This is a genomic window from Methanimicrococcus hacksteinii (genome assembly GCF_032714515.1).
Taxonomy (GTDB): Archaea; Halobacteriota; Methanosarcinia; order Methanosarcinales; family Methanosarcinaceae; genus Methanimicrococcus; species Methanimicrococcus hacksteinii.
Map to the genome: position 1 here is coordinate 77,340 of NZ_JAWDKC010000001.1, position 6,783 is coordinate 84,122.

The 6,783-nt window shown below is 39.8% G+C and carries 7 protein-coding genes and 1 pseudogene; 3 read left to right on the forward strand and 5 right to left on the reverse strand.

The annotated features are described in order from the left end of the window. The first annotated feature begins 287 nt into the window (after window positions 1–287). A complete protein-coding gene (locus MmiAt1_RS00420; RefSeq protein WP_318784941.1) occupies window positions 288–743 on the forward strand; it encodes an ATP-binding protein in 456 nt (151 codons plus the stop codon). 71 nt (window positions 744–814) lie between these two features. Here MmiAt1_RS00420 and MmiAt1_RS00425 read toward each other — a convergent pair whose 3' ends face one another. The 3 genes from MmiAt1_RS00425 to MmiAt1_RS00435 form a co-directional block, all read right to left on the reverse strand. Next, on the reverse strand, window positions 815–1,108 hold the full coding sequence (locus MmiAt1_RS00425; protein WP_318784942.1) for a DUF6440 family protein: 294 nt from the start codon (window positions 1,106–1,108) through the stop codon (window positions 815–817). A 29-nt stretch (window positions 1,109–1,137) separates the two neighbouring features. Beyond that, on the reverse strand, window positions 1,138–1,314 hold the full coding sequence (locus tag MmiAt1_RS00430) for a hypothetical protein (RefSeq protein ID WP_318784943.1): 177 nt from the start codon (window positions 1,312–1,314) through the stop codon (window positions 1,138–1,140). A gap of 76 nt (window positions 1,315–1,390) precedes the next feature. Beyond that, window positions 1,391–1,999, reverse strand: a complete 609-nt coding sequence (locus MmiAt1_RS00435; protein ID WP_318784944.1) for a hypothetical protein — start codon at window positions 1,997–1,999, stop codon at window positions 1,391–1,393. A gap of 234 nt (window positions 2,000–2,233) precedes the next feature. Here MmiAt1_RS00435 and MmiAt1_RS00440 point away from each other — a divergent pair, with 234 nt between their 5' ends. Beyond that, a complete protein-coding gene (locus tag MmiAt1_RS00440) occupies window positions 2,234–2,695 on the forward strand; it encodes a hypothetical protein (RefSeq protein ID WP_318784945.1) in 462 nt (153 codons plus the stop codon). 200 nt (window positions 2,696–2,895) lie between these two features. Here MmiAt1_RS00440 and MmiAt1_RS00445 read toward each other — a convergent pair whose 3' ends face one another. Together MmiAt1_RS00445 and MmiAt1_RS00450 are read right to left on the reverse strand one after the other, a co-directional pair. Then, entirely contained in the window at window positions 2,896–5,091 is a 2,196-nt protein-coding gene (locus MmiAt1_RS00445; protein ID WP_318784946.1) for a PINc/VapC family ATPase, read from the reverse strand. A gap of 97 nt (window positions 5,092–5,188) precedes the next feature. Next, on the reverse strand, window positions 5,189–6,622 hold the full coding sequence (locus tag MmiAt1_RS00450; protein ID WP_318784947.1) for a hypothetical protein: 1,434 nt from the start codon (window positions 6,620–6,622) through the stop codon (window positions 5,189–5,191). A gap of 83 nt (window positions 6,623–6,705) precedes the next feature. On the opposite strand from MmiAt1_RS00450, the pseudogene MmiAt1_RS00455 reads away from it, so the two are divergent. Further along, a pseudogene (locus MmiAt1_RS00455) lies at window positions 6,706–6,783 on the forward strand (IS1595 family transposase); the annotation flags it as partial.

The following is a 6,783-nucleotide window of genomic DNA, read 5'->3' on the forward strand; positions in this document are numbered from 1 at the left end:
CATATCGATTTAAATATAATTGCGATGAAAATAAATATCAAACGAAGAGTATCTTTTATATACTTAATGGGTGTTTTAAACAGTATGAAAATATGAAAGAATTTATGAAAGAATTATGAAAGAATGATTCGTTTCAAGTTTAATAATCATAAACAAAAAAACAAAACAAAACAATCAAAAACAAAACAATCAAAAACAAAACAATCAAAAACAAAACAATCAAAAACAAAATCATTAAAACAGAATCATAAAAGAAAAACAGAATCATTCAAAACAGGAGAGGGAAAATGGATTTAAAGATGCATTCTGACAAAAAGACAACAGTCCGAAACATTGTTAAAATTGACGAAGAATTATGCAACGGCTGCGGTGCCTGCGTTTCACCCTGCGCCGAAGGCGCTATTGTTATCATCGACGGCAAAGCCAAAGTCGTATCTGACGATTTATGCGACGGCCTCGGCGCCTGCCTCGGCATTTGTCCGACCGGCGCAATGACGATTGAAAGAAGAGAAGCCGTCGCTTTTGATGAAGAAAAAGCCGAGCTTCATAAAAAAGAAAATGAAACGAAAAACGCGAATATGAATACGAATCCAAATGCAAACCAGAATTCGAATGCAAATACGAATGAAATTTCATGTTTCGTTTGCGGGAAAAACGATGAAGGGAATTATTTGGTGTCGGTTCGAAAGAACGGGCAAAATTCGTGGATTTGTACAAAGTGTTTGCCGAGATTGATTCATTAATAAGTACAAATTAAAAAAAATGGCTGAATAAACCAGCCAAATTTGTAAAATTTCATTGAGAAAACTTAAAATTACTTTTTACCAGCATTGAAATTTCTTTCTTCAATAAGATATGGAGTCATATAAATATACGGTTGCCCATTTTCAAGAGTCATAGGCGTTACTGATATACTTTGACTGTTTGAAATAATCAGATAGCAAACTCCTGTTTCGTTGTGAGCAATGACAGTCATTACATTCTGAGTCATCATCGGATCTTTATTAGTCCATATGACAAATACATCATCATTTGACGAATCGGATAAAGCAAATGCAGGTGTAATCAGCAACGATGCAATTAATACAAACATAATTATTTTCTTCATGTTTTAGACCTCATCTGTGCACATACATTTCATTCGGAGATTTCTTCGCCGAAACCACTATACGATTCACCGTTTACCTTGAAGTCGCACTTTTCCAAACCACTATATTTCATTGAGATTTCTCTTGTGAATAAGTGAAAAATTTGTATAATATCTTCTTGATCAGCATCAGTCCCTTCAATTATTAATTCGTATCTTGTTTTCATTTTGTATTACTCCAAATTATTATTTTTTTAATTCATTACAAATTTTTGAGATATAATTTTGATTATTTTTTTGTATTCATTTAACATACAATTTATCAGAACCATTATTCAATCCATATATTTTAACCGGGCAAATATTTTCTGCTGTGATTGGAACTCCGTAATAATTATTATCGCTTGGTTTAGGATCTAATAATTTCATCCCCCGATCAGCTAATTTCGCCCACGATTCCTTTGAATTGTAAAGACTCCTCATAAGAGCACCTTCCATCCTTTGTCTGAGATGATGACCTGAACTGTAGCGCTCACCTGGGATTTCCGTCACAAAGACTCTCATTGCTGAAAGTTGTCTTTCAACATCTTTCAAGTACAGTGATTTATTGGCTTTAAATTCGTCTTTGTTTTTTGAATAATGATAAGGCCAAAGTTCATTTCGGACTCCTTTTGAAGCTTGATCAGACTCCAGAACGACATATACCTCTTTTCCATTTTTATAACCTGATGTGTGCTCCTTAAATCTTCTTTTCATGGAAGTTGTCTCACCTGCTAAATAAAGTAAATACCCGTCTTCATACTCAAACGTCCAAAGATAAACGCCTGCAATATCCGGAATTGGATCTAATCCGGTCTCGGTTTCATAACCGGGCCATGCAAACGGTCCGTTCCACATAAATTTTTGTTCCATTTAATAACACCTTTTTACATAAGTACTAATTTTTACAGCACCATGGTAAAACATACATCTGCAATTATTATATTTAAAATTTGTTATTGTATAAGCACAATTGTAACAATTTTGAAAGACAGGTGGTGATATAGTGTCCAAAATCTATATATGAAAATATAATTGCACTTAATTTCCAGAAATAAAACACAATAGTATCAAAAATTATAATAATCTCAAAAACCATGGGAAATTATGAATCAACCAAACCGCAATAAATTATCAATTTCTTTAGCAATCAATCCTCATATTAAAACAGAAATGGAAGCACTTGTTTCAACCAAATATTTTAGTTCGGTATCAGATGTTGTCAACACTGCCATTTTAATGTTTTTAGGAAAACTGACACTTTGTAAAAATGAAACAGATTTTAATAATTTTATTTCATCAATAATGGACATTGAATCCGAACAAATAAAAAAAGAACAAATATCTGTCTCTTATAATAAATTTATAGACGATGAATTAAAAGATCTTTCAAACCTTCTTAAAAAGAGCAAATCTTTTGTTGTCAGAATGGCAATCACCGATTTTTTTACATATTACAACGGTAAGACAAACAATTTATCAGACAGAAAAGATGAAAAATATCCGGCATCTGAAGATGAGCTCAGAGAATTTGTTTTAAGGATTATAAACGAAGCGAATTACGAGTGAGTTGTTCATAAACGATGGTAATGCAACTGTTTTCGCTGTCATTATTACCTCCGACCTTTGCGTTTCTAACAGCTTCGCCTGCCACGCGTGCAAACCCATGATTAAAAATATAATAATGAAACATATCCTAAATTTATTAATTTTCAAAATAATAAAAAGTATGTCCCAATTGAAAAAAGAAGAAAAGAGAAAGGAATAAATCAATCCTTATACTCCGAAGCTTTTGTAAGTCTGACTTCAATCAATTCTCCGTTTCTGAATCCGTCTTTAATTTTATCAACCAATTCCGAATCCGTCCGAAGCTTGATATCGCCGCCGCGGCCGACGGTCGCGCTGAAAAACGGTTTTCCCGAAATGAAAACATCCACGTCTTTTCCGGAAAATTCGGGAACGCGGAGAATGAAATGCTTTTTTGTCTTTTCAAAGACGGGAATCGCATAATCAGGATTGTTGCCGTATTCGTCCGAAACATTGTCGTAGCCGTAATTGCCGCTGCCGTAACTGCTGTTGCCGTCGCTGTTGCTGCCGTCAAAATCATTTTCAAAGCCGCCGAAGTCTTCGGCGGAATAACCGTCTTCAAAATGCTGTTTTCTGCGGCCGCCGTTTTTGTCCCGTCCGCGTCCGTCGCCGTTTTTATTTTGGCGGCCGAAATAAGAAACGGGCATTTCCCGAACATCAATCCGAAGTCCCGTGTGCGATTCGATGCGGTTGATTGTGTCGCCGCCGCGGCCGATAATTTTCTTTTTGTCCGTGCTCTTGACTTTCACGACGGCGCTTGTATCTGTTACAAGCTCCACTTCAAACGGTCCGGATGTGTAACGTTCGACTTCTTCGGCAAGCATGGCTTCGGTGTCTGCCCAAAACGGTTTGCGCTCGGCCGGCGATGCTGCGCCGCCGGGACCGACCGGCATGACAACTACTTGTTCGCCGTATGTGTAAATTTCATATTCCGTTTTGCCGGATGCCATTTCGCTGACCGTAATAACCGGTCTTGCCAGATCCGCTTCCATCATGCCGTGCGGCACTTTAACGGTAAATTCAAGCGTGTAAACTTTTGAGATTTGTCCTTTGTCGATGAAAATAACGGTGTCGACAACCTGCGGAATCACGCCGAGCTCGATTCTTCCGATCAGTCTTTGAACCGCGTCAATCGCGCGCGTCGCGTGAACGACGCCGATCATGCCGACGCCGGCAAGGCGCATGTCGGCAAACAGCATGAAATCCTGCGTTTTTCGGACTTCGTCATAAATCGTGTAATCGGGGCGCACCAAGAGAAGCAAATCGGCCGTGTTTTCCATTTTTCCTTCCAGCGGCGCATACTGCGTAATTTCCGTCGGCACCTGAAGGTCGCGCGGGGATTCCATGGTTTTGACGACGTTGCCGTTTTCGAGCAGGAATTTCGCAACGGACGCGGAAAACGTTGATTTGCCGGCACCGGGAGATCCGGCGATTAAAATGCCGCGCTGCTGCAAGATTCTTTCTTTGAGAACATCGCTTGCTTGGTATTTGTCGAAATCAACATGCGCAATCGGACGCACGATCGTAATTTCAAAATCGTCGGAAAACGGTGCTTCCGTAATCGCAATTCTCATGTCGCGGACCTGAAGGATCAAAGCGCCGTTGTATTCCATTTCAATAAACGATTCTGAATCTGTTTTTGTAAAATGAATGAGCTCGGATTTGATATGCTCAAGCTCGGCGGCCGTACAAAGTGTGCCGCGAATCGGCATGTATTTCATTTCGCCGACGGAGCCGCGCTTGGCCATCGGCACGACATTCGTTTTGAGATGAACGGACATCGTCTGGTTGTCAAAAAAGTCAAGAACGGAAAGTTTTGAGACGTCCGCTTCCGCCTCGCGAATCACGGGCGGCACATAATCAACGGACATGCCCTTGGCTTTTCCGATGACGGCCTGCACTTTATCGGACGTGACAAACAGACCGCCGACATCCGCCGCCGTCTGCCGGATGAGCGCGTCCACTTCCCCGAGTTTCGCGTCCCGAATCTGGTGAACCGTCGGCCGATTGCCGTCATATTTGAGATGAATTTCTCCCGCCTCATCCATTTCCCGAAGAACAAGAAGTTCGTCAATGCCGTAAACACCCGTTTCGCGCCGGCTGTCGGCCTGGTTTTCAAGTTCCGCCAAAACCGCCTCCGGAACAACGACCGTCAAAACATCATTGTCGACAGGCTTGTACCGTCCGTTTCGGACGGAAGACGAAAGAACACCGTCAATCACCGCGCTTGTGTCGCCGATGATTGTGTCAACCGCAAAAACGGCATCCGGATTGTAATGAAATTCAAATTCGCCGGCGCTGACGTCAACGGAACGGAATTTGGAATGAGAAGATGAATTTGAAGAAAAATTTGAAGAAGAAGTTTTTCGGTTTGTCATAATGAAAAATAGGGACTGGATGTATTAATAAATGTTTGAAAAAAAGAAAAAAGAGAACGGAAAAATAAATTCCGTTCTTAAATTTTTTATTTTTAAATTAAAGGTCATTTTCCATTACTTCTATGGTATAGGTAATACCTGTAACTGGTCCAAGATTAAGTGAACCGGATTTACCATCACCAGCACTTGATTTAAGGTCAACCAATGCCGGATTTCCGTCAATCGTAGCTGTAAAGACATAACTTGTTCCTACGTTTTCAACAAATCTGTAATCCTTCGGAGAAGTTAAGCCCATATCTTCGCCATTATTAAGCAATACAGCATTTGCCGGCAACTTAATCTTTAAAACAGCCGAATTCAAAATGTAAACATTGTATGTTGTTCCGTCACTTGTCGTTACGGTTAAACTAACATCACTCGGATTCGGACCTCCATTTTCGAGGTTGGCAGAGGTAATGCCTGCTTTCATATTAACGTTTATAGATTTGCCGCTTGTAACAATTGAGTCAATAATCTCATTCTTTTCGGTTGTATTTGACGATACATTGTTGGCGAATTCGAGAGTTATTGTTTTTTCTGCAATTTCATCACCTGGGACATAAACAAAGATGTTAGATTGAGCAATCAGATTTTGATCAACATAAATCTTATCGTCTTCGTATGTTGCGATAACTTTCTTTTCAAATATTGCTTCAGCTGTATATTTTTGAGATGAAAGAGGGTCAGTCGTTGTAAAAGTCAAACCGAATTCAGTTAACGGAACTGTTTCTCCATCTCCGTCTTTCATGATAAGTTCTTTAAGAACATAACCTGAAGCAGGTTCAAAGGAGAATTTGATATTGTCAAGCTCTGTAGTATAAGTTTTAGTGGTACCGGCAGAGATGAAAGCTTCATCACGATCATAATTAACTTCAATAAACTTCAATGCACCATTTGCACCGGATTTTCCTTCAATAACGGCAGATGCATAGAACGAAATTTGATACACAATATCGCCGACTGTGACATTGAGATCAAAATTACCCCAATTGCTTAAAGAAACTGCGTTTGCTGCGGTTTCTTGGAAGCCAATTGTTAATATTTTGTCATTAGCTGTTGCTGTATCAATCAAAGTCTCACTGCCTGCTAAGATTTCAGGATCAGCTGTGATTGAGCCGGGCATTGTTAAAGTAAAAATTGTTTCTTCATTGAGTTCGGAAGAAGGAACGTAAAGATACCATTTAGCAACGTTGTCCACAGGGTCATATTGGTTTAAAGAAACCGGATCACCGTTTAATGTACCGGGTGAGGATGGCGTAGATTTCTTATTGCTGCCGCCGCCGCCGCTGCCGTTCTGGTTTGCATAAACAACATCCGGAAGTGATGAGGATGATGAAGGCGTTGTGTTTGATGTGTTGTTAGATGTGCTTGTGTTTGTGGTACTCGTATTGGTACTTGTATTGGTTGATGTGTTTGTTGTGTTGGACGTATTGTTTGCTTGTCCGTCATTCGTGTCTGAATCGTCGGCTCCGAGACAACCGGCTCCGATCATGCCGATTGCGGCGATGAGGACTGCAAAAATAATCAAGGGTCACGAGTAGAACAACTAAATAATTAGGTGTTCTAATCATGCTCATGCAATTGAAAAATAAATATGCAAATCGTTCTAAAATTTCTGAAGCTAAATTTAGACAAATTGTGAAGCTTTTTGTT

Bases quoted from the DNA above. Each gene is read 5' to 3' on its own strand.
- MmiAt1_RS00430 (WP_318784943.1), bottom strand. From the start codon at position 1,314: ATGAAAACAAGATACGAATTAATAATTGAAGGGACTGATGCTGATCAA.
- MmiAt1_RS00450 (WP_318784947.1), bottom strand. From the start codon at position 6,622: ATGATCGGAGCCGGTTGTCTCGGAGCCGACGATTCAGACACGAATGAC.
- MmiAt1_RS00435 (WP_318784944.1), bottom strand. From the start codon at position 1,999: ATGGAACAAAAATTTATGTGGAACGGACCGTTTGCATGGCCCGGTTAT.
- MmiAt1_RS00445 (WP_318784946.1), bottom strand. From the start codon at position 5,091: ATGACAAACCGAAAAACTTCTTCTTCAAATTTTTCTTCAAATTCATCT.
- MmiAt1_RS00420 (WP_318784941.1), top strand. From the start codon at position 288: ATGGATTTAAAGATGCATTCTGACAAAAAGACAACAGTCCGAAACATT.
- MmiAt1_RS00425 (WP_318784942.1), bottom strand. From the start codon at position 1,108: ATGAAGAAAATAATTATGTTTGTATTAATTGCATCGTTGCTGATTACA.
- MmiAt1_RS00440 (WP_318784945.1), top strand. From the start codon at position 2,234: ATGAATCAACCAAACCGCAATAAATTATCAATTTCTTTAGCAATCAAT.